The organism is Vibrio jasicida 090810c, assembly GCF_002887615.1.
In the GTDB taxonomy this organism is placed as follows: domain Bacteria; phylum Pseudomonadota; class Gammaproteobacteria; order Enterobacterales; family Vibrionaceae; genus Vibrio; species Vibrio jasicida.
Map to the genome: position 1 here is coordinate 3,336,640 of NZ_CP025792.1, position 19,238 is coordinate 3,355,877.

At 42.0% G+C, this 19,238-nt stretch carries 19 protein-coding genes; 9 read left to right on the forward strand and 10 right to left on the reverse strand.

Features of this window, described 5'->3' with window-relative positions:
* Positions 1-62: 62 nt before the first annotated feature.
* Entirely contained in the window at positions 63-701 is a 639-nt protein-coding gene (locus C1S73_RS15920; RefSeq protein WP_038869216.1) for a YchE family NAAT transporter, read from the reverse strand.
* A gap of 650 nt (positions 702-1,351) precedes the next feature.
* Here C1S73_RS15920 and adhE point away from each other — a divergent pair.
* Positions 1,352-4,054: a bifunctional acetaldehyde-CoA/alcohol dehydrogenase gene (gene adhE, locus C1S73_RS15925; RefSeq protein WP_038869217.1), complete on the forward strand. Its 2,703-nt coding sequence runs from the start codon at positions 1,352-1,354 to the stop codon at positions 4,052-4,054.
* Between the two features lie 150 nt (positions 4,055-4,204).
* Here adhE and C1S73_RS15930 read toward each other — a convergent pair whose 3' ends face one another.
* The 3 genes from C1S73_RS15930 to sodB form a co-directional block, all read right to left on the reverse strand.
* The gene (locus C1S73_RS15930) at positions 4,205-4,948 is read right to left on the reverse strand and encodes an SDR family oxidoreductase (protein ID WP_042601271.1); all 744 of its coding nucleotides are present in this window, start codon (positions 4,946-4,948) and stop codon (positions 4,205-4,207) included.
* A 134-nt stretch (positions 4,949-5,082) separates the two neighbouring features.
* Positions 5,083-5,586, reverse strand: coding sequence for a VC2046/SO_2500 family protein (locus tag C1S73_RS15935; protein ID WP_038869219.1), 504 nt, complete (start codon positions 5,584-5,586; stop codon positions 5,083-5,085).
* Positions 5,587-5,742: 156 nt separating this feature from the next.
* Positions 5,743-6,327, reverse strand: a complete 585-nt coding sequence (sodB, locus tag C1S73_RS15940) for a superoxide dismutase [Fe] (RefSeq protein WP_038869221.1) — start codon at positions 6,325-6,327, stop codon at positions 5,743-5,745.
* 242 nt (positions 6,328-6,569) lie between these two features.
* Here sodB and C1S73_RS15945 point away from each other — a divergent pair, with 242 nt between their 5' ends.
* Complete coding sequence (locus tag C1S73_RS15945) at positions 6,570-6,905, forward strand: Grx4 family monothiol glutaredoxin (protein WP_038869223.1); 336 nt, start codon at positions 6,570-6,572, stop codon at positions 6,903-6,905.
* Positions 6,906-7,143: 238 nt separating this feature from the next.
* Here the strand turns inward: C1S73_RS15945 and C1S73_RS15950 are convergent, their stop codons facing one another.
* Together C1S73_RS15950 and C1S73_RS15955 are read right to left on the reverse strand one after the other, a co-directional pair.
* On the reverse strand, positions 7,144-8,166 hold the full coding sequence (locus tag C1S73_RS15950) for a phage integrase (RefSeq protein WP_038869226.1): 1,023 nt from the start codon (positions 8,164-8,166) through the stop codon (positions 7,144-7,146).
* A gap of 480 nt (positions 8,167-8,646) precedes the next feature.
* Positions 8,647-9,633 carry a BsuBI/PstI family type II restriction endonuclease gene (locus C1S73_RS15955; protein WP_038869228.1) on the reverse strand — a complete coding sequence of 329 codons (987 nt, stop codon included), beginning with the start codon at positions 9,631-9,633 and terminating at the stop codon, positions 8,647-8,649.
* Positions 9,634-9,768: 135 nt separating this feature from the next.
* On the opposite strand from C1S73_RS15955, the gene C1S73_RS15960 reads away from it, so the two are divergent.
* On the forward strand, positions 9,769-11,283 hold the full coding sequence (locus C1S73_RS15960; RefSeq protein WP_038869230.1) for an Eco57I restriction-modification methylase domain-containing protein: 1,515 nt from the start codon (positions 9,769-9,771) through the stop codon (positions 11,281-11,283).
* 20 nt (positions 11,284-11,303) lie between these two features.
* On the opposite strand, the gene C1S73_RS15965 is transcribed toward C1S73_RS15960, so the two are convergent.
* The 4 genes from C1S73_RS15965 to C1S73_RS15980 all read right to left on the reverse strand — a co-directional run bounded on the left by C1S73_RS15965 (position 11,304) and on the right by C1S73_RS15980 (position 14,793).
* Positions 11,304-12,071 carry an MAE_28990/MAE_18760 family HEPN-like nuclease gene (locus C1S73_RS15965; protein WP_050566695.1) on the reverse strand — a complete coding sequence of 256 codons (768 nt, stop codon included), beginning with the start codon at positions 12,069-12,071 and terminating at the stop codon, positions 11,304-11,306.
* Entirely contained in the window at positions 12,071-13,168 is a 1,098-nt protein-coding gene (locus C1S73_RS15970; protein WP_038869231.1) for a DUF262 domain-containing protein, read from the reverse strand. The genes C1S73_RS15965 and C1S73_RS15970 overlap by 1 nt, the downstream gene beginning before the upstream one ends.
* 74 nt (positions 13,169-13,242) lie before the next feature.
* Complete coding sequence (locus C1S73_RS15975; protein ID WP_038869232.1) at positions 13,243-13,671, reverse strand: helix-turn-helix domain-containing protein; 429 nt, start codon at positions 13,669-13,671, stop codon at positions 13,243-13,245.
* 459 nt (positions 13,672-14,130) lie between these two features.
* Positions 14,131-14,793 carry a helix-turn-helix domain-containing protein gene (locus C1S73_RS15980; protein ID WP_038869233.1) on the reverse strand — a complete coding sequence of 221 codons (663 nt, stop codon included), beginning with the start codon at positions 14,791-14,793 and terminating at the stop codon, positions 14,131-14,133.
* Between the two features lie 153 nt (positions 14,794-14,946).
* On the opposite strand from C1S73_RS15980, the gene C1S73_RS15985 reads away from it, so the two are divergent.
* From C1S73_RS15985 to C1S73_RS16015, 6 genes are all read left to right on the forward strand, one after another.
* On the forward strand, positions 14,947-15,159 hold the full coding sequence (locus tag C1S73_RS15985) for a hypothetical protein (RefSeq protein ID WP_005430833.1): 213 nt from the start codon (positions 14,947-14,949) through the stop codon (positions 15,157-15,159).
* 58 nt (positions 15,160-15,217) lie between these two features.
* Entirely contained in the window at positions 15,218-15,628 is a 411-nt protein-coding gene (locus tag C1S73_RS15990; RefSeq protein WP_038869234.1) for a hypothetical protein, read from the forward strand.
* A 428-nt stretch (positions 15,629-16,056) separates the two neighbouring features.
* The gene (locus C1S73_RS16000; RefSeq protein WP_038869238.1) at positions 16,057-17,265 is read left to right on the forward strand and encodes a replication initiation protein; all 1,209 of its coding nucleotides are present in this window, start codon (positions 16,057-16,059) and stop codon (positions 17,263-17,265) included.
* 156 nt (positions 17,266-17,421) lie between these two features.
* Positions 17,422-18,153, forward strand: a complete 732-nt coding sequence (locus tag C1S73_RS16005; protein ID WP_038869240.1) for an AHH domain-containing protein — start codon at positions 17,422-17,424, stop codon at positions 18,151-18,153.
* Positions 18,153-18,725: a hypothetical protein gene (locus C1S73_RS16010; protein ID WP_038869241.1), complete on the forward strand. Its 573-nt coding sequence runs from the start codon at positions 18,153-18,155 to the stop codon at positions 18,723-18,725. The genes C1S73_RS16005 and C1S73_RS16010 overlap by 1 nt, the downstream gene beginning before the upstream one ends.
* A gap of 214 nt (positions 18,726-18,939) precedes the next feature.
* The gene (locus C1S73_RS16015; protein ID WP_038869242.1) at positions 18,940-19,140 is read left to right on the forward strand and encodes a hypothetical protein; all 201 of its coding nucleotides are present in this window, start codon (positions 18,940-18,942) and stop codon (positions 19,138-19,140) included.
* Positions 19,141-19,238 lie beyond the last annotated feature (98 nt).

The window sequence follows — 19,238 nt, forward strand, 5'->3', positions numbered from 1 at the left end:
GATGTTGCACTATCGACGTTAAAATGAAACGGATTGCAACATCATACCAGAAGTTAAGAAACTTAGGCTAAACCAGGAAACAGGTTTCTTAAACCGTTCGCGATAAACTCAATACCAAGCGCGCCGAGGATTAGGCCCATAATACGAGTGATCACGTTGATGCCAGTTTGTCCAAGGAAACGCACAATTAAAGGCGCGGAGCGGAACAGTAACCAAGAGCAGAAACAAAACAAAACGATCGTTAAGCTGATACCAACTGTATCCAGCGCGCTAGGGTAGCGTGCGCCGTAAACGATGGTTGAGCTAATTGCACCTGGACCTGCCATTAACGGCATGGCAAGTGGTACGACACCAATTTGCTCACGGCTTACGTATTCCGTCTTCTCTTGCTTGTTTTGCTTATCTTCACCCAACTTACCACTCATCATCGAGAATGCGATGCTTAGAAGCAGTAAACCGCCAGCTACGCGAAACGAATCGAGCGAAATACTGAACATGTCCAGCAGCAACTGACCAGCAAACAAAGAAATAATCAGAATACTCGCGACAGCAATATTGGCTGTCGTGGCGGTTTTGCTTTTCTCTTCTGGCGTCATATGCCCAGTCAAAGACACAAAAACAGGCATGATGCCTACCGGGTTAACTGCGGCGACCAAACCGAGGAAAAACTGTAGGAAAATAGCTAACTCTAAAGTCTGCATGTTGCTTACTCGTAAACGTTCACAATAGTGAAAAAGAGAGGGGGTAATTTTAGGCGTAATGTAAGGCAAAAGTGCGTTGGGAAGAAATGAAAAAAACTAACGTATTTGGGCTAGTATTTGTGAGAAAAACTAATTATTGAAAGAAATGTATGCATTCTGGAAACGAATTGTTACGTAGAAGACTGGTGAGAACCTGAACTGATTTACACAAACGTTAACATTCGCACATTTTTCACAAAAATAAGGGTGGTTTGTAGAGAGATATGACGCATTCGATATACTCTCAGTAGCACAAAAATTAGGGTCCACATGTAATTTTGTTGGCTAAAAATGAAACTTTTTTACAGATTGTTGTTGTTTCTTTTATTTTTAAGTTCGTTTGCTTCTTTTTTGTGCAATTAAAAATTAAGCTTAATTTGTTTGTTTATCAATTATTTAGCTGGTTTTGTTGTGGTAAACCACTACTTTGGGGGTATTTCAGTTGTGAGAACTGATCCAAGTCAATTTTTTTCACACTCTGAAATATTATACTCAGCCCTGAAAGCAATTTACTAAGATGGTTGTTAGTTAAAACGCTGATAAACAGTCAAAACGAAAGACAATAGCCTTACTAAAAAGTTTTTAATATTTATTATTTTAGGAGATCCACCATGCCTGTAACTAACTTAGCTGAACTAGATGCTCTAGTAGCACGCGTTAAAGCAGCACAAGAAGAATTCGCAACGTTCTCACAAGAGAAAGTAGACGCAATCTTCCGCGCAGCTTCTCTTGCAGCTAACCATGCTCGTATCCCACTAGCACAACAAGCAGTTGCTGAATCTGGAATGGGTATTGTTGAAGATAAGGTAATCAAAAACCACTTCGCTTCAGAGTTTATCTACAACAAATACAAAGATGAAAAAACATGTGGCATCTTGGAAGAAGATGACAACCTAGGCACGATGACTATCGCAGAGCCTGTAGGTATCATCTGTGGTATCGTTCCAACAACGAACCCAACTTCTACAGCAATCTTCAAATCTCTAATCTCTCTAAAAACTCGTAACGGCATCATCTTCTCGCCACACCCACGTGCGAAGAACTCAACTAACGATGCTGCGAAACTAGTTCTAGATGCAGCAGTAGCAGCGGGTGCTCCAAAAGACATCATCGGTTGGATCGACCAACCATCTGTAGAGCTTTCTAACGCTCTTATGAAGCACGATGGCATCGCTCTTATCCTTGCAACAGGTGGTCCAGGCATGGTTAAAGCAGCATACTCTTCTGGTAAGCCAGCAATCGGTGTAGGTGCAGGTAACGTTCCTGTAGTTATCGATGAAACAGCTGACATCAAACGTGCTGTTGCTTCTATCCTTATGTCTAAGACTTTCGATAACGGCGTAGTATGTGCTTCTGAGCAAGCTGCAATCGTAGTTGGTGAAGTATACGACGAAGTGAAAGAGCGTTTCGCTTCTCACAAAGCTCACGTTCTATCTAAATCTGACGCTGATAAAGTACGTAAAGTACTTCTTATCGACGGCGCACTAAACGCGAAAATCGTAGGTCAACCTGCTCCAGCAATCGCTGAAATGGCTGGTGTTAAAGTTCCTGCTGATACAAAAGTACTTGTAGGTGAAGGCCTAGGTAAAGTTTCTTACGATGATGAATTCGCTCACGAGAAACTATCTCCAACTCTTGGTCTATTCCGCGCTGACGACTTCGAAGACGCAGTTGCTCAAGCAGTAACAATGGTTGAAATCGGTGGTATCGGTCACACATCTGGCCTTTACACTAACCAAGACGTTAACGCAGACCGCATCCGTTACTTCGGTGACAAGATGAAGACTGCACGTATCCTTGTAAACATCCCAACTACTCACGGTGGTATCGGTGACCTTTACAACTTCAACGTAGCACCTTCTCTAACTCTAGGTTGTGGTTCATGGGGTGGTAACTCTATCTCTGAAAACGTTGGTCCTAAGCACCTTATCAACAAGAAAACTGTAGCTAAGCGAGCTGAAAACATGTTGTGGCACAAACTACCTAAGTCTATCTACTTCCGTCGTGGTAGCCTTCCAATCGCAATGAGCGACCTAGAAGGTAAGAAACGCGCATTCCTAGTAACTGACCGTTTCCTATTCAACAACGGTTACGCTGACGAAGTAGTTAAACTGCTTAAAGAGCAAGGCATCGAAGTTCAAACATTCTTCGACGTAGAAGCGGATCCAACACTATCTGTTGTTGAGAAAGGCGCAGAAGCAATGAAGAGCTTCCAACCTGACGTAATCTTAGCTCTAGGTGGCGGTTCACCGATGGATGCAGCTAAGATCATGTGGGTAATGTACGAGCACCCAGAAACTCACTTCGAAGAACTAGCAATGCGCTTTATGGACATCCGTAAACGTATCTACAAGTTCCCTAAAATGGGTCAAAAAGCTGAGCTTGTGTGTATCACTACAACTTCAGGTACGGGTTCTGAAGTTACTCCATTCGCGGTTGTTACAGACGACAAGACTGGTGCTAAGTACCCACTAGCTGACTACGAAATCACGCCAAACATGGCTATCGTTGATGCTAACCTAGTAATGAACATGCCTAAGTCTCTAACAGCATTCGGTGGTTACGATGCTGTAACTCACGCTCTAGAAGCTTACGTATCTGTTCTTGCTAACGAATACTCTGATGGTCAAGCTCTGCAAGCACTTAAGATGCTTAAAGAATACCTACCATCAAGCTATGCAAACGGTGCAAACGACCCAATCGCTCGTGAGAAAGTACACAACGCGGCAACTATCGCTGGTATCGCGTTTGCGAACGCATTCCTAGGTGTTTGTCACTCAATGGCGCACAAGATTGGTGCTGAGTTCCACCTACCACACGGCCTTGCTAACGCGTTACTAATCTCGAACGTTGTACGTTACAACGCGAACGATAACCCAACTAAGCAGACTGCATTCTCTCAGTACGACCGTCCACAAGCACGTCGTCGTTACGCTGAAGTTGCTGACCACCTAGGCCTAAGCCAAGCTGGTGACCGTACTGCTCAGAAAATTGAACGTCTACTAGCATGGCTAGAAGAGCTGAAAGGTGACCTAGACATCCCGCTGTCGATTCAAGCAGCAGGCGTTGCAGAGTCTGATTTCGTTGCGAAACTAGACGAGCTAGCGGTTGAAGCGTTCGATGACCAATGTACTGGTGCGAACCCACGTTACCCTCTAATCACAGAGCTAAAAGAAGTACTAATGGCTTCTTACTACGGTAAAGCGTTCGTTGAAGGCGAAACTTTCGAAGGTACAACTGTTATCAAAAAGAAAGCAGACCAAGTAGCGAAAGAAGCAGCACCAAAAGCTAAGAAAGAAAAAGCTAACGCATAAGCAAGACGTTAGTTATGGGATAGGTTTTCGCTAGCACGAAATCTACCATCGGGAAAAAGCAAAGCCCCAGTCGAGAGACTGGGGCTTTTTTTATGCTTTTCAAATTATGAGAAGTTCTGCTTGAAGAGGTGTTTTGGTTAGGAGATTTACTCAGACTTCGGTCGTTACGACTCGACCGCTAAAGTACTCGTTAGCAACAATATAAGCCGTATTCCTCACTAGCTCGTCTTGAATTTGCGCCCAATGTCGTTCATCTACATCTTCACTCGTATGATTTACTGAAGGGATGACACCACCAACCCGGATGTTGAAAGGGGTCAGTTCTTTTGCCCAGCTGTGGGTAAAACCAGAGACTAATGCCGCCATGCTTTCCACACCCGTGAGGTCTTCATGATTATCATGAGAAATGACATTGACGATTACGCCTTTCTTTTCTCTGGAGCGGAAGCGCTCTGCGCTCACTTGACCATAGGTATAAAGAAAGCGAGCCGCAGATGAAAGATGATCGATATAAGTACTCATTGGTTCTGGAGCCATCAAACTTGGCATTGGTGAACTGGTCCAACAATTGACGATGACATCTGGTGTCGCACCAAGCTGAGATTCTATTTGGTCAAACAATAAATTGATGGACGTGGTGTTATCACTGCACACATTAATGGCGTACACCTTATCTGAAAAGGCGCTAATTTGCTCATAACTGGCTCTCAAGGCTGTTGGATTCTGGTCGCAAAGAACAATCGTTGCCCCTAAGTGGGCAAAGTGACTAGAGCATGTTCTGCCGAGGATAGTTCCTGCGGAAGTGACGAGAATGATTGATTCTTTAATATCCATAGCACCTACACTGTCATTTCTTGTGTTAAACAATACATCAGTGGTTTGTGCTAACAGCATGGATTAATTTTTATGAGCTCAGTGTGAAAAGCTTCAAAGTAACGCTTTTGAACCGCAACTATTGTTTGGGAATTTGTAAGGCGTCACATTTCTGACGTGTGCAGAATGCAATCAGTTGGGGTGAATACGGAGCGTTAAGCTTGCGCTTGGATTTGATACTGACGCTGTGCCGTCACTAATTGATTGTAAAGCCCAGCGTCAGGAATCAGTGTTTTGTTACGTTCGCCTAAACTACGGCGCTCATGACCGGAAAGGTTGTGATAGACGTTTTCCGGTAGGTTGAACGTGTCTTGAGGCAAATAGGTTAGTGCATCAGGTTTAAGGTAGTGGCTTAGCTTAGCAGACGGTAAACCCGCATCATGAAACTGCTTTGCTTGCTCTGCAGCTAGCTCGTAACTGCTGCTGTCTGAGCGAAGCGCTTGTGGTTGTGATAAACCAAACTGTTTACGAAGGAGGTCATCACTTGTAATGACTTCTTGTACTTCTTCAACCGGGACTACATCGCGAACATCATTAGAGAACATAGACAGAATCAGCGAGAAATCAGCGCGGCGACCTTCATGTACAGCATGGTTAATACCATTGCCGAACTGAAGTTCGTTGATGATTACAGCCTTGTCTAAAGTATGGATTTGCATGATGTTCCTCGCTTAATGCACTTTTAACGGCAACGAAGGGAAGAACTTTAGGAAAAAGAGGGGATTAATTGAAAAAATAGGTCGGAGAAGCAATAAAAAAGCCCGCAATAATGCGAGCTTTTAAATATGACTAAATTGAACTTAGGGGGAAGTAAATTACTTCGCTAGGTTCTCAGCTACGAAGTCCCAGTTTACAAGAGCCCAGAAGCCGTTCATGTAATCAGGACGTACGTTGCGGTAATCGATATAGTACGCGTGTTCCCAAAGGTCAACAGTTAGAATTGGAGTGGTACCTTCTTCTGTTAGAGGCGTTGCAGCGTTAGAAGTGTTAACGATCTCTAGAGAACCGTCAGCTTTCTTAACTAGCCAAGTCCATGAAGAACCGAAGTTGTTGATTGCTGAATCAGTGAACTTCGCTTTGAATTCTTCGAAAGAACCGAATGCTGCGTTGATTGCTTCAGCAACTGCACCAGTTGGTTCGCCGCCCGCGTTTGGAGCTAGACAGTGCCAGTAGAACGTGTGGTTCCAGATCTGTGCTGCGTTGTTGAATACGCCACCAGTAGAAGTCTTGATGATTTCTTCTAGTGTTTTGCCTTCGAACTCAGTACCAGGGATAAGACCGTTTAGCTTAACTACGTAAGTGTTGTGGTGTTTACCGTGGTGGAAATCTAGAGTTTCAGCAGAGATGTGTGGTTCTAGTGCGTCTTTCGCGTAAGGTAGAGCTGGTAGTTCAAATGCCATTGCTCAATTCTCCATAGATATGAAAGGGTTACCTTTCGATTGCTTCCAGTGTTTTTATTTATATGTAGTCTTTACGACTGACTTGAAAAGTATTTTAGCAAGTTTTTACTTTATTAAAACCCCGATATGAAAATATTTTAAGATAAAACCCACAAAGACTTACTAATTATATGGTTTTTATTCTGTGGTTATTGAGTAAAATGTGGCAATAATTAAAGTTCACATCCATGAATGAGGAAGCGATGGAAACTATCGATAAAATCAAACAGCAGATCTCTGAAAACACAATCTTGCTGTACATGAAAGGATCACCGAAACTGCCTAGCTGTGGTTTCTCTTCTCAAGCTGCACAGGCGCTAATGGCTTGTGGCGAGAAGTTCGCTTACGTAGACATTCTACAAAACCCAGACATCCGTGCTGAGCTACCAAAATACGCTCAATGGCCAACATTCCCACAACTATGGATTGAAGGCGAACTGATCGGTGGTTGTGACATCATTTTGGAAATGTTCCAGAAAGGTGAGCTTCAGCCTCTTATCAAAGAAGCGGCAGCACGCGTTGAAGGTGACGCTGAGTAATTCGTAAATACTCAAATTTGGCGATAGAATACAAAGGAGCCGCATTGGCTCCTTTTTCTTTTTTTAGGTTAGTGGAATGAACATAAAGCTTTATTATGTCCCATTCTTTCTATAACCCTCGCAAAACCGAGCAATCCCTTGCTATTTCAAGTGGTTGAAAAACAACCCGTTCTGATGAATGCCGATAAATACCGATGTTTAATGACGGTTGTCGCCATTTTGTCGCCATTTGTGGCGGCTAGATATTGAGGTTTACGAGAGGGTTGAAGCGCACCGCATCACTCAAATGGCTTGGTGAGAAATGGGCGTAAATCATCGTGTGGTCAATCAGTTTGTGACCGAGAATTTCTTTTAGTACAAGGATATTGCCGCCGTTCGACATAAAGTGACTCGCGAAGGTATGACGCAATACGTGAGTTGCCTGCCCTTCCGGTAGGTGTGGCAATGCTACTCTAAGCCATTTATACACAACTCTGTAACTGCAAGTAAAAAGGCGATCATTGGTTGGTTTATAAATCTGGTTATATAAGTCTTCCGAAATGGGTACCGTTCGGTTGCGTTTGCCTTTGGTGTTACTGTACGTGACTCGGTACTTCGTTAAGTTGGAGCCTTTTAGAAATATCGCTTCCCTGACACGCGCACCTGTTGATAAACAAATCTTGTAAACCTTAATTATCTCGTCACCAACAGGGCTTTGCCTTGCTACTTCGAATAAATGATGAATTTCCTGATCGGATAAAAACGCCAATTCAGTTTGTGGCTTTTTAATGGCATCAATACCGTTCACCGGATTAGGTAGTTTCCACTCACCGAGCTTTATCAACTTGTTGAACACCGATTTCAACAAGCCGAAATCCGTATTACTCGATGCGATCGACAATTCCTTGTGTTGTTTGCCTCTCCCTTTGTTCGAGCGGTTGGCTCTGTACAATGCCAGTTGTTGTGAATTCAGATGAGCAGCGATTGGATTATCGAGATCGGCAACCATGATTTCTAAACGCAAGCGAGAATGGTCACCGGATTTTAGATTCTTTCCATGCAACTTAAACCAAAGCGCAACCAAGTCAGACAGGCGACGGTGATCGGGCTTTGCTCCAAGCCAAGGTTTGTCATCCAACTCTTTCATGAGATGGAATTCGTAGGCATTTGCTTCGCCTTTGGTGGCGAAGCGTTTACGGACGCGTTTACCAGTGCGACCGTTTGGGTAGCACTCGCATAGCCATGGCTTTTTACTGCTGTCTTTTAAGTTGCGGACAGTCATATTTAAGCTCCACTTGACTGTATATAAAGACAGTGTAATTCAAGCTAAAGCGTTGGACAATGTTCTATCTCGCACGGAAGGAACAAGGTCGATAAATGCCTCGATTACGTAACAGTGAACCTAATCATCTTATTGAGAAAGGTATTTGGTTGACCATGATACTATCGTCGTATTTCTCTAAAGCTTTTTATCGTCAATCTTGTGCAGGTATAGTAGCTACAGGAGTCAAAGCGATGCCGAACATAAAGTCTGCTCAAGAGTGATTATAACGCGCGGCATTTGCGCTATGTGTTGCGCTTAGTGTGTTATTCATTGGCATCAGGTTGCGTTGCTTACTCTTGAATAGGGCGATCCAACACTGCGAGACTATCGGATAGACTTTTACCCATCAATATCCTGCTCATAATCTTTTGCTTTACAAAAAAATTAAACAATTTTAATCAGAAATGGGCCTTAAAATTTCAGGACAGATTACGCATTTTAACTAACCTGAGTTTTGTTTTCGTGTGGTCCAAGGAAGCGATCGCCATTGAAATGGATCATGTGTTCAGGGTTGTCGGCAATCCAAACTTCTGTTTCCCAAGCAATATCGGCAGCGTTTTTTCTAAATTCTTTCCGGTCAGGGAAAGCTGTTACGTAGACACGACCAACTTTACATTGAGAAAGCATATCTTCGAGCTCTTTCCAACGTTTTGGACTTACTGGACCATGGCTAGTCACTGCTTCAATAAGAAATAGCCATTGACGCTGTTCGTCGTATACGACTACGTCAGGAAGTTTGTCATGCGACATCGGAGGAACACCGATAGACTCCAAATATTGTGTATCTAGATGAAGTAACTTACCGCCTTCTTTGTCGCGGCTACTCGCTGTATCACCGATATACAATACTTTGCAGGCAGTACCAACAAAAATAGGGCAGAACTCATGAATAATATCTGCATGAAGTTGGTTGTGGGCACCCGGTGACAGCTCAATTGTTTTTCCATCAGGAAGAGCGATCGGAATCTTATGCTTATTGATTTTCTTTTCGTATTGCTCAGTTAGCTTTGGCACAACAGCGTGGAAGTTATCTATTAGAGGCTGCCACCTGCCTTTTGGTCCTTGCGCTAGGATCTTTACGATAGGGGCATTTAGAGAGTAATTATTCTTTGGTGAATTAGTCGCACGAGCAGGGTCATCTCGATTACGTTCGAGTAATCCAGCTTGCTCCATCTGATGCAACGTCTGCCTTCTGATAGTTTCACGCGTATTTGCTGCGTACTCGACTTCATACTCATCTCGTATGAAATCCATTATATCTCGAGTGGTGACTAGCTTGGCTGATGTATCCTGGTAGCTTGAATTTACCTTTAATCCAGCGAGGGCGAGTAGAGTCAAACAAGAGCGTTCATTTTGCTGTGCTTCAGGTAAGCCTAAACTTATCAAGACATCTTTTACAAACGAGAGCTTTTCACTTTTTTTCATTACTTCTATAGCCTTAACAACGTTTTGTAACGCTTAGGTGCGCTTTACTATATCGTATCATTCGTTATAGCTTTATCAAACAGATGACTTCTGACATACTCTAATCTAGTGAACTACTGTACAAATGAACAATATATGAGCGAAGTATCTTTAGCTGTGCCAAACGACATTAACATGGAAGTAAATGAGATTAGAGAACGAGCGAATTCTCTTTTGGATGAAAACCTTCGAGGAAAGCTAGGGCAGTTCATGTCTTCCTCTTCGGTATCTAAGTTGCTTGCCAGCATGTTTGAAGACATGTCTGGGGATATTCGTTTGTTAGATGCGGGTGCAGGTGTAGGCTCTCTCACCGCGGCCTTTGTATCTAGGGCAGTAGCTTCAGCCAATAGTATCTCTGCTACAGCCTACGAGATCGATGACGTTATGGTATCGCATCTAAGCCAAACTCTACAGTTGTGTGAGGAATTGTTAAGTGAGTCTAATATCGACTGGACTTCTAGTGTTATTCGACACGATTTCATTCAGGAAGCTGTATATGATCTTACCAAGGATAACTTTGTTCCTTCTTTCAATAGAGCGATACTTAACCCGCCATATTTAAAAATTTCAGCTAAAGGCCCCGAGCGTGCAGAGATCAAGAAGGTTAAGTTTGAAACGGGTAACCTATACTCTGCATTCGTTGGGCTAGCTATTAAGCTACTTGAAGACGGGGGAGAACTTGTTGCCATTACTCCAAGAAGCTTTTGTAACGGTCCGTATTTCAATGATTTTCGAAAGTTAATACTTGATGAATGTTCTCTGAATAAGATTCATGTATTTAACAGTCGAAAGTCAGCATTTAAGGCGGATAAAGTACTTCAAGAGAACGTTGTTTTTCATTTGACTAAAGGCAAACTGCAAGTCGAAAATGTTACTGTATACTCTAGTTCGTGCGCCGAAGATCCGAACCCTGAAATATTTGAGGTTCCGTTTTCTGATGTAGTTAGCCCAAATAACCCAGATCGGTTTATTCATATAATTACGAATGAGGAAGAGCAAAAAATAGCACATGCTGCAGGTGGTTTACCGTGTTCCCTTGAAGATTTAGGGATTCAGGCTAGCACAGGTCGCGTGGTTGATTTTCGAACTCGCGAAAACTTGGTTCAAGACACATGCGAACGCTCTGTTCCTTTAATTTTTCCACAACATCTACAAAATGGTCGTGTTGAATGGCCTATTAAAGCTTCAAAAAAGCCTAACTCTTTGCTCAACAACAAAAGCACTGAAAAGCTAATGGTTCCTAATGGCACGTACGTGCTTACCAGAAGACTGACTGCAAAAGAGGAAAAGCGAAGGATCGCAGCCTCTCTATATACAGCCGATATTGCAGATACTTCAGTTGTCGGCTTTGAGAATAAAACAAACTATTTTCATTCCAACAACATGCCATTGGATGATGATTTAGCGAAGGGGCTGTGGATATTTTTAAACAGTACGTTAGTCGATCAATACTTTAGACAAATGAATGGACATACTCAGGTTAATGCTACGGATTTAAGAACATTACGTTACCCAAGAAAGGAAAGGCTACTTCAAATGTCTGAGAGCTATATTAGTGATGATATTGATCAAAAAAATATAGATTATATTGTTAACAAATTAATTTTATAGATAAAGCCTCTAAGGAGGCTTTACTCTTCAAATAAGGTCTTTAAATTATTTTCAAGATTAGTCGTGGATTTGTCTCTTCTTATTTCAGCTTTTGCCATATTGTTGAATAAGTATAGTTCTTCCTCGGAATAGTAAATTAACTCGTCTCGAACAAACTCCATAAGTAGAACTATAAAGTCTCTTAACGTTTTTACCTGTGGTATTGAAAGGTTAAACCCAGGGTTTTTAGGGTTGATTTTCGTACCATGACTTATGGTATTTCTCTGGTGCAGAAGCTGTTCATCTATGTAGTTAGCTCTGTTGCTTATAGCATCAAGATTACCAATCCCAACAATTCTCATAATGTGATTAAAGTGTTCAATATTCAAATTGTCGTGAGTATTGATGAACTTTTTATTTCGCTCTTGTAGTATCTCACTGGGTACCGTAAATGTGTCGTTTAGGCGTTCATAAAAGTCATTGACGAGTGTAATATCACAATCAATCCTCATCTTTTCCGCGGAAGACTTGGCTAAATTCAGTTCATTTTTTAAAGCAATTGCTTCGAAGTTAGTTGTTAACTTATTTAATGGTAGCTTTAAGCTCGAAATGTAATAAATATACGCTTTTGACGCGTTTTTTATGTACCCTTCCCAATGAGAATAGAGCATTAATATTACTGACTTAGATACCAGAAAGTCATTTTCACCATTGCGAAGGACGATCAAGTCGGAGATCTCCTTTTTTCGCCAAAGCAAATCACCTTCTATCGTAGAAACAAAGTCTTGTAAGTTGAACTTCTTCGCCATTATTCAAAGTATTCTCTTGAGAATTTTGTTGTATCGCGGAACCGTTTAATTGCACGTACACCACGTCCCAAACTTTTAACGATTTCATCTTCAGATTGGATGTCTTTTATTTTTTCTTCTAACTGCTTTGTACCTATTTGTGATACTTTCTCTATGTTGGTCGATATACCAATTGTTAGGATCTCAAAAATTGATACGTTGAAGCCACCTCTAAATTTATTCTGTTCAGCGTCGTATTTTTTAAAGGAGTTTTCACCAAGTGTTAAATTAAGCATATCAAATGTATGCTTAAATGCTTCAGCAAACTTTTTGTAGTCAGCTGTGTTGACGAGTCTGATAGTCTCTCGGTCGATAAACTCTGAGATTACTATTTTATTAATCTGACCATGCTCCTCATAATTAACTTGATTATTATAACCGATGAACATTCGAAGAATTAGTTCCATGTGCTCTTCTTGCTCATAGTCTTCATCTTTTAAGGTTAAGCAGTTCAGGAAGTTTGGATATGTTTTCAATTCGTTAATTAGCTCGTATAACTTTTCATCGAACATTAAGATTACGCAGTTTCTTACTTCTTGAACTGAAAGGCTTGTACCTCCCGTATTTAGGCGTTGGAATAACTCATATTGAGCTTCATCGCTGTCCGTGGTTCTAAGTATTGTTATCTTGAGCTTTGATCGTTTTATTGATCGTTGAAGCTCTGTTGGCAATGTTTTCCAAGTTTGCCCCTCTAGTGCTGGAATATATTTGCAACTTTCGAAGGTTAGTGGAGCGTACCCATGTAAAACACCAGCCATTTGGAGAATTGTTGACAGCCTTTGGACTCCATCGACAACATGCCATGTATGATCTGATTTTTGAGCAACAAATATTTCAGGGACTGGTATTCCTATCAAAATAGATTCGATTAATTTAGTTTTTTGACCATCCTCCCATCTGAAAAGCCTTTGGAAAGCAGGGTCAAGAATCATATCTCCATCACGATATAGATTAATGATTTCACCAATAGACATGGCATAGTTGTCTGTTTTTAACTGATGCGTTGCTTTTTCTATTTGGTCAACAATTTCTTGTTGTGTTTTTGTTAGTTCAGTCATTGTTTCCACTTAACTTTTATTAACTAGATTTTTCCATACGTAGAGAGACTCTACCCATGATTCTCACTTTACTTTCATCGAAAGCTGAATGTCATTTTCTTGCCTAATACGCGCTGAATATCGGCTAGCGAGAGCTGGTCGTCCATATCCACTCGATATGTGTCGCTCACTGCCTGACGCGACTCTTTATTTGCCAGCTGTCCATCTTCTATACGAAAACAGTTGGCATCAAAATCTTTTCCCTCTGAAATAAGTGTGTGGTCCAATGAAGCCTCATAAGGCTCGCCTTCACTGAGTGTGAACCGTCTTATTAAGATTCCTATTTCCAAATACAATCGAGCCACAATTTCATATTGTATTAAATTTCTGTGACACCATGTGTCGATGGTGGACTTAGATAAACCAAATACGCCAATGAATTCCTGGCTTGAGCTGGTTTTTGTAGCCGGTATCAACCTTTCCCCTAATATACTTAGGCGAACGGGCTTGGAATTGGTGTGCATAATGTATGCGATCGATAACTTCAAATGAAATCGTATAGCGAGCTGTTATGCTTTCACCTGAATAAAAACCATCAGTTACGTAATAGCATATCACTATGCTTTCACATCAAGTAGCACTAAATGCGTCTCTTATCATGTGCAACCAATACTCTCAATTCTCAGGTATGACTAAACGCACTATCATTGATTAGGTTGCTAATAGCTCGACAAACCTTGGGCTTACCTAATGCCCTCCTAAAAGAAGCGATCCACATTCATAAAATCGTGGCTATTGATGTTCATAAGTACCAAAAGCACATTATCGAGAGCGATGAGTATCAGTTAGTCGCACATATTCGTATTTGAAAAGACATTCTTGGTTTTTTATACCAAGCCTCTGCGTCACATGAACCATTGTAGCTTTCCCAGATAAGCTATGGCACGAGGCAATAATCCTTTAAAACTTCGATTAGGACAGTATCATCTCTTCTCCAACGCTACCGCTATGCGACCAATTACTTTTATATCCTCTTCAGATACTTCAACCGTAGAGTTACCAAATATGATTGCAAGTTTATTTGGTAGCCGTTGAATGTGATTGATGGACAGTCGTCCATTCATATCAATCAAATACTCGCCACTCACTGCGTCGTTCTGTTTTTTATCTACTAGAAAGCGACCTCCGTTTGTTTCGATTTCGATGGTGTTCCTGGCTTCCAAATCCCACGAGTTAAACATGCGTTGTGCGTATGGAATCTCTCCGGTTGGCACAAGCTGGCCGTTCGTGAGGCAGAAGCTCTTAATTGCGACGATAGCTAATTGAGAGTTCTGCAACGCTGGACTAGATGAAGTCCCCCCTGTTTTAGGCTCTTTTTTATTACCCCAAAAAGAATGATGTAGTTCGGTCTCAGGGGAGTCGTTGGGAAGAATCAGCTCTCTAACTGGTATGCCTGTACGTAAATGAGTTCTAACAACTAGTTCGTGTGAGTTTCTGTTGTGTGAGTTCCAAGTACTAAAAGTGGTTTTAGGTACACCATATATCTGAGCTAACTCTCCAAGAGAGTTTACACCATTGATTTCTTTCAGTTTGTCAGTGAATGCCTCGCCTTTGATGTAATCAAAAATAGCCAATTCTGCACTCATAATCGTTCACCATTATGTGATTGATTTCAATCTTGTACGAAAACATGTTGACCGTACGAGAAATCGGATCAATACTAAACTTGTTTTCGGTTATCATGCCGACCAAAGCTAAAGAAAACCGATGAAGATAGACATAAATATAAGGATATCACTATGTTAACGTACAAGATACCACCCCTAAGCCCTTATGTGACTTACGAAGAATACTCTCGCATCACTGGCCTGCCTATGGGTACTATCCGCCAGTTCGTGACCGAAGGTCGCGTCATCATCAAACCTAAAGACAAACCTCGTGATAAGCCTCTGATTAACATGGTCGCCATGCATGAAATGGCGGCTCGTGAGGCTATTACTGCTTTAGGTTGAGTTATTCGAATGAACGTTTTTCACATACGCACTTAGTGGCCATGACTTGGAGGTTAGTATGGAAAGTTTAGAACTATTTTTATTGAATCAGTCAATAGAGCAGATACAAAAACGCTTTAGGCAAAGCGGTATGGAAGAGCAGCAAACAATACTGCAATACCTTGAGGCTATTGCAAAGAAACTGTCTCCTCCCGAGGTACATCGTCCTCAATCAGACATTTTGGCAGAAATACGTGACGCGATGGAAGGAGAGCGCGCTCGTGTATTCTTCTCCCATTCATTTGTCAGTTGGTATCGCTCAGGAAATGTTAAGTGCGCACCGCAACTTCATCATTGGTCTTATTTGGATTTCAATAATCGTAGCTTGTTTGTGGAAATGCTAGCACTTAGAGACCTTGGACATTTCGATGATGAAGCGCTGTTCCAGTTTGAACAATATTGCTTAGAAGTGATGGGAGGCAGCGCATGAGTTATCTAACCGTTCAGATACCTATCTCCAACATTGATGAAGCACTCCACCTTCAGAACGTGGCATCGTTAAATATCGCTAAGTATAGAGATAACCAAGTGGAGGGGCAGGAAGCCTGTCAAAGTAATTTAATTCGGATCTGGCGTGATATACACAACCAAGCTGGCATGGCTCTTAAGACATTTGCAAGCGAGACGAAAGGATGACATGCCTCCTTGTTCATAGAAACTAGAGGGTGCTCTCACGCAAAGAGCCTCTCTAAGTCTTGAGCCCTTTAACATTAATAATGCCCCTGTTTCTACATTCGATTCCAATATCGAAGGTTACCTCTGTGTGCGTCGGGATTATTGATAGTGTTGGCTAGTGTATGCCTGTGAAGGTTATCAATTGCTTCCTAACCATGACTAAATAACTTTAGGCAGGTTGCCATGCTCCCTCTAAAAACAACGAGCAATTCGTTTCAGCGTTTGCTCGATGAAGCACCGTATCTGTCTAGATGCAGCGATAATAAAACCGCAATGCTTGTTCGACCAAGGCATTATGCTATCCGCTGGCCTTATATGCAGGTTAACCGTAAAGATATGCTTTCTTGGTTAGTGTTCGACATTGACCATGAAGATAGACCAATCCCTAATCCTTACATTTGGCAAGATGAAGGGTTACCAGCTCCTAATCTCATTGTCCGAAATCGACACAGTAACAAAGCCCACCTCTACTATGCGATTGTTCCGGTTTGTAATAGTGACAATGCGAGAAGTAAACCTATCCAATACCTTAAGGCGGTATATCAAGCTATGGCTTTGCGGCTCAAGGCTGATCTTGCTTATTCAGGGCCAGTGGCTAAGACGCCATTTCATCCATGGTGGCAAACAACAGAACTTCATTCCCAAGTTTATGAACTTGGTGAATTAGCTGACTCTGTAGAAGTTGAAGCAGCTTTGCATTGGCGCGAACCCGCTAGCCTAGATGATATGTCTCACTCCCGTAATTGCACTTTATTTGAATATGCTCGCCACTATGCCTATTCGATTGTAAAGGCCGAGCGTAGGGAAGGGAGCTATGAGAATTTCAAACGTCGTGTCAGTTACTTTGCAACATACAAGAACCATTCGTTTGATACTCAGACGCCTTTGAGGCATAGCGAAGTTGAGTCCGTGGTTAAAAGTGTTGCTCGATGGACTTGGGATAAGTATTACGCTTGTTCGCATGTTAAGCGGGGAGTGATGGATCTGCCGAGTGACCTAAATATTAAGCAAAGGCAAAGCTTAGCTGCGGCGAGAACACATCAAGTTAGGCGTGAGAAAACTAAAAAGCGCGTTATAAACGCTAGTCGATATCTACTAAATAAGGGGGAATCGCTTAGTATCACGCTAGTTGCGAAAACCGCTCGTCTCTGTCGTAAAACGGTGCGTCGTTATTTCTATGAAGTTCAATCTTTGATTGAGCCTACTGAAGATGTTCGGATCCTTCCGGTTTCATCGCTTTTAGGTTTGAGGCAAAGTGGTCCTTATGCTGTACATCAGATAACTGCCCCTGAGAAAGATCTTGATTTTGCTAATGGTGGGAAGCGCAAGATCATTGGTTTCACTCGATCCCCGCTGAAGTGGGCGGCTTATCTGAATATTGTTGATGGTTAGTTTTGGGTTTGTTCAAAGCCTATTCTGTTCTCAATATTGATGCATAACATCAAAACTTGCACGATGAATGATTTTTGAGTCGAAAGCCAAAGGTTGAGTATTTGCTCACCTAAATTCCTAGTGTTATCCAACTAGCTTTGCACATAGGAGATTGGTATGCAGACTAGTTTGAGTATTGTTGGTAAAGCATCGAAGCGTCCCAAAGAGGCTTCAGCGGCGGAGTTAGCTTTAGATAGATATGATCTACTCGTTGCTGATTTCTATGAGAGGTATCGTAAGACTCCTTCTAAGAGTGAAACGAAAGCTCAACGAGACAAGCGACTTATTGCTGAAGCCCGAGACCTAAAGTTTCTGAAATTGAAACGGATCGAGCTTATTGCCCATGCAAGAGTCGAAGACCTTGAAGATAAGCTTGAAAGCTACACCAGTGAAAACTTACAGAAAAATGCTTCCGATCTATTGCGTGAAAAGCATCATCCTACAGGAAGGCTTGCTGGTAACTTAACGGCAGCAGGGGAGCCTCAACCGACACAAAACCACGAGCCTCATCATATCATTCCGGGGGAAGGTCGATTTCGTAAAGCGGATATGAGAGCCGCTCGACTAAATATGCACCTGCATCGAGTGGGTATCAACGACCCTCGCAACGGTGTATGGCTGATGAACTTTTTATCCAATGCCACATACAACTGGGCAGACCCACAATCACCTGCTCATCGTTCACTGCATCGATATAATTATGAAACTTGGATCAGTGCGAAGTTTGCGCGAACAACGGTTGAGAAAAAACACTTCGAAGCAAGGCTTTTTCAAGTCAAAATGCACTTGAAAAAAGGAACCTATCCAGAGAAAGTGATGGGCAGTAAAGACAATAGTTGGACAGGTTAATGAACGTTTTCAGGATATGTGATGACCACGAACACTTTCAAACAATGTGTTCAACACCCGATGAGATGGCAACGCAGTTGGGAGACTTCAATTTATTTGAACGCATCTTAAGGCAACCGACCGAAAATGATTCTCTGCAAGACATCTGGAAGCAAGTCGATGTCTGCTTTGAAGATGTCCTCGACAGTAATTCTCAACTACCGGATGTGAGTCTTTGGCTACGAACTTATTTAGTCCTATCACCAAAAGCGCACAGCGCGTTGAAGGAAAACCTTGAATTGATGGGTGAGTTCTTGCCAATAAATGTTGATGGTGATTCTTGGTATCTTTACTCATGTTTTCAGTTTGGTCTGGAAGATCGGGACCAGTGTGTTGAGAAAATCGAATATGGTTTTTCTGCTGGAGTGGAGAAGCTTGTTTTTGTTGAGGGCGACATCAACAAAAAGGTGTTGTTTAAGTCGAGGTTAGATGGATCCTCGAATTTGTTTTGTAACCAGAGGTTTGTCGAGATTTTTCGAGAGAATGATTTGAGAGGCATCACTTTCACTGATGAACTTGTTGGGTCACTTTAACAACAGGTAGGGACAAGGAAGAAAGGAGCATTTAGGTCTAATTTAGTTGCAAGATGCTATTGAAGTGACAAGGACTATTGTTAGGTTTGCTACATGTCCAGATAAAGGATGATTTAACCAACAAGACATTCAACACCTTTGAATCATTGCTGCGTGATAAAGCGGCAGTAGAGAAGGTGTGATTCATAATCAGTTGACTCACGAGGGTGTTGATATGTTAAATCATAAAGAAAAGGACATCGTTTTATCTGCTCTAGATATCGTTATCGATGGTGTGTCGAGCAGTGAGGCTAATGAAGAAATGCGAACTGCGGGTATATATATTGCCGGCTTAATCATCGCTGATACAAAAGGCATGCTTGAACAAGATACGCGCAAGGCAGTTCTAAGTATCATTGAAATGGCCGAACGTTAGTCCATGCCTCCTTAAAGGCTCTAAGAATAAGGGTGTCTTCACCCTTAGTTGCTGTTCAGTACTAAAGAGCTCTTACTTACCCTTGTTACTCTTCAACC

Coding starts and splice junctions, on each gene's coding strand:
- C1S73_RS15920 (WP_038869216.1), bottom strand. CDS start 701: ATGCAGACTTTAGAGTTAGCTATTTTCCTACAGTTTTTCCTCGGTTTG.
- adhE (WP_038869217.1), top strand. CDS start 1,352: ATGCCTGTAACTAACTTAGCTGAACTAGATGCTCTAGTAGCACGCGTT.
- C1S73_RS15930 (WP_042601271.1), bottom strand. CDS start 4,948: ATGCTGTTAGCACAAACCACTGATGTATTGTTTAACACAAGAAATGAC.
- C1S73_RS15935 (WP_038869219.1), bottom strand. CDS start 5,586: ATGCAAATCCATACTTTAGACAAGGCTGTAATCATCAACGAACTTCAG.
- sodB (WP_038869221.1), bottom strand. CDS start 6,327: ATGGCATTTGAACTACCAGCTCTACCTTACGCGAAAGACGCACTAGAA.
- C1S73_RS15945 (WP_038869223.1), top strand. CDS start 6,570: ATGGAAACTATCGATAAAATCAAACAGCAGATCTCTGAAAACACAATC.
- C1S73_RS15950 (WP_038869226.1), bottom strand. CDS start 8,166: ATGACTGTCCGCAACTTAAAAGACAGCAGTAAAAAGCCATGGCTATGC.
- C1S73_RS15955 (WP_038869228.1), bottom strand. CDS start 9,633: ATGAAAAAAAGTGAAAAGCTCTCGTTTGTAAAAGATGTCTTGATAAGT.
- C1S73_RS15960 (WP_038869230.1), top strand. CDS start 9,769: ATGAGCGAAGTATCTTTAGCTGTGCCAAACGACATTAACATGGAAGTA.
- C1S73_RS15965 (WP_050566695.1), bottom strand. CDS start 12,071: ATGGCGAAGAAGTTCAACTTACAAGACTTTGTTTCTACGATAGAAGGT.
- C1S73_RS15970 (WP_038869231.1), bottom strand. CDS start 13,168: ATGACTGAACTAACAAAAACACAACAAGAAATTGTTGACCAAATAGAA.
- C1S73_RS15975 (WP_038869232.1), bottom strand. CDS start 13,671: ATGCACACCAATTCCAAGCCCGTTCGCCTAAGTATATTAGGGGAAAGG.
- C1S73_RS15980 (WP_038869233.1), bottom strand. CDS start 14,793: ATGAGTGCAGAATTGGCTATTTTTGATTACATCAAAGGCGAGGCATTC.
- C1S73_RS15985 (WP_005430833.1), top strand. CDS start 14,947: ATGTTAACGTACAAGATACCACCCCTAAGCCCTTATGTGACTTACGAA.
- C1S73_RS15990 (WP_038869234.1), top strand. CDS start 15,218: ATGGAAAGTTTAGAACTATTTTTATTGAATCAGTCAATAGAGCAGATA.
- C1S73_RS16000 (WP_038869238.1), top strand. CDS start 16,057: ATGCTCCCTCTAAAAACAACGAGCAATTCGTTTCAGCGTTTGCTCGAT.
- C1S73_RS16005 (WP_038869240.1), top strand. CDS start 17,422: ATGCAGACTAGTTTGAGTATTGTTGGTAAAGCATCGAAGCGTCCCAAA.
- C1S73_RS16010 (WP_038869241.1), top strand. CDS start 18,153: ATGAACGTTTTCAGGATATGTGATGACCACGAACACTTTCAAACAATG.
- C1S73_RS16015 (WP_038869242.1), top strand. CDS start 18,940: ATGTTAAATCATAAAGAAAAGGACATCGTTTTATCTGCTCTAGATATC.